2 protein-coding genes are annotated in these 1,719 nt (G+C 64.2%); one reads left to right on the top strand and one right to left on the bottom strand.

The window, feature by feature from the left end:
• The first annotated feature begins 274 nt into the window (after positions 1-274).
• Positions 275-670, top strand: coding sequence for an ArsR/SmtB family transcription factor (locus ESO89_RS18270; RefSeq protein ID WP_004595752.1), 396 nt, complete (start codon positions 275-277; stop codon positions 668-670).
• A gap of 13 nt (positions 671-683) precedes the next feature.
• Here the strand turns inward: ESO89_RS18270 and ESO89_RS18265 are convergent, their stop codons facing one another.
• Positions 684-1,682 (bottom strand): permease, encoded by a 999-nt coding sequence (locus ESO89_RS18265; RefSeq protein WP_099289346.1) that lies wholly within the window; start codon positions 1,680-1,682, stop codon positions 684-686.
• Between the last annotated feature and the right edge of the window lie 37 nt (positions 1,683-1,719).

The following is a 1,719-nucleotide window of genomic DNA, read 5'->3' as shown; positions in this document are numbered from 1 at the left end:
AGCGGCCGCATCGCGCCCGAGGTGGTCTCGATGTCGGTGTAATTGACCCGTTTGTAGGAACCGGTCACGGCGAACACCCTGTAGCGGCGCATTCGGCCGTATCGTTGCTCGAGCCTGCCGAGATGGTCGTTGTCGACCGCCAGACACCCGCCACAAGTCTCGTCTCTTTCATACGAGAAAGTATTTGAGAGATTACTATATTGTTTTCGCTGTCCAGCTATCAGTTGAGACGGCGCTCCGCAACGTTTAATCCCGGCTTGGTTCAATTGTTTGTATGTCATCTACCGAGCGTTTACAGCGGTACGTCGCCGACGAATGTGGCTCCTGTACGGATGAAGACCTCGCCGACCGGTTAGCGGAGCTAGAAGAACTGAACGAGAGCGTCGGCGGGTCGGACCTGGAGACCGATATCGAGCTACTGTCGGCGCTCGGCAACGAGACCCGATACAAGATCGTTCGGATGCTCCACGCTGCTGATGACGAGGAGCTATGCGTGTGTGAGCTCTCTCCGCTCTTAGACGTGAGCGACAGCGCGATCAGCCACGCCCTCTCGCAGCTCACTGATGCTGGCCTCGTCACGCGCCGAAAAGAGGGGAAGTGGCGGATGTATCGCGCCACGCCGCGTGCGAACGCGGTCCTCGTCGCTCTCGACGGGTCGCGGTCGCTGTAAGAAGGGTCTCGGCTCAGAGGAGCCCGGCGAAGACGGTGTTGAACAGCACGCCGACAGTGATCCCGATCGTCACCACCGTCGTCGCGTAGATCGCGAGTAGTCGACGCTCGAACAGCTTGTTCAGGAGGATCAGGTTCGGGATGCTGATCCCCGCCCCGCCGATGACGAACGCGATCACTGTTCCGATCGGGATCCCCGCCTCAGTGAGCGAGTGCGCAATCGGCAGCATTCCGCTGATGCTCACGTAGATTGGCGCGCCGGCGAGCGCGGCGATCGGGGTCGCGAGCGGGTTCCCCGGCCCGGCGATCTGTTGGAGAAACTCTGCCGGTACGGCGCCGTGGATCAGCGCGCCGATCGCGATCCCGACCGCGATGTACGGGAGTGTGTCGCGGAAGAAGGAGAGCGCGCCCTCCCCCGCGGCGGTCACGCGTTCCTTGTGGGTTCTGTTCGTCGCCGTCGTCCCGCACTCGCTACACCCGCCGGCGTCGGCCGCATTTGAGGTGTCCGAGGGAGTCGCTCCGCCGTCGGTCGCGATCTCGCGACCGCCCGCGGTGATCCGGACGTCCTTGATGTACCCGTCGAGTTCGAACGTCCCGATGATGAGTCCCGCGACGATCGCCGCGAGCAGCGCCGTCGTCACGTACGCGACGGTCACGCCGGTCCCGAACAGCCCGAACAGTAGGAACACGGCAATCCAGTTGACGATCGGGGAGGCGAGCAGGAACGAGAACGCCATCCCCGTGGGGGCGCCGGCCCCCAACAGGCCCGCCAAGACCGGGACGGTCGAACACGAGCAGAACGGCGTCACCGCGCCGAGGCCCGCCGCGAGGACGTTCCCGCTGCCGTGGTCGCGTGCGCGAAGCATCTCTTCGACGCGCTCGGGTGGGAGGTACTCCTGTGCGAGCCCGACGAGGAACGACGCGCCGATGAACAGCGGTGTGAGGACCATCGCAAGGTGGAGGAAGTAGTCCCACGAGTCGAGCAGCGCCGCTTCGGTCCCCGGCGGGATCATCGGTCCTCACCTAACGCCGCGGCCAGATCGAGCAGCT

Source organism: Halorubrum amylolyticum (assembly GCF_004114995.1).
Lineage (GTDB): Archaea > Halobacteriota > Halobacteria > Halobacteriales > Haloferacaceae > Halorubrum > Halorubrum amylolyticum.
The sequence above is the reverse complement of the archived record's forward strand: the minus strand, read 5'-3'. Positions and strand labels throughout refer to the sequence as shown.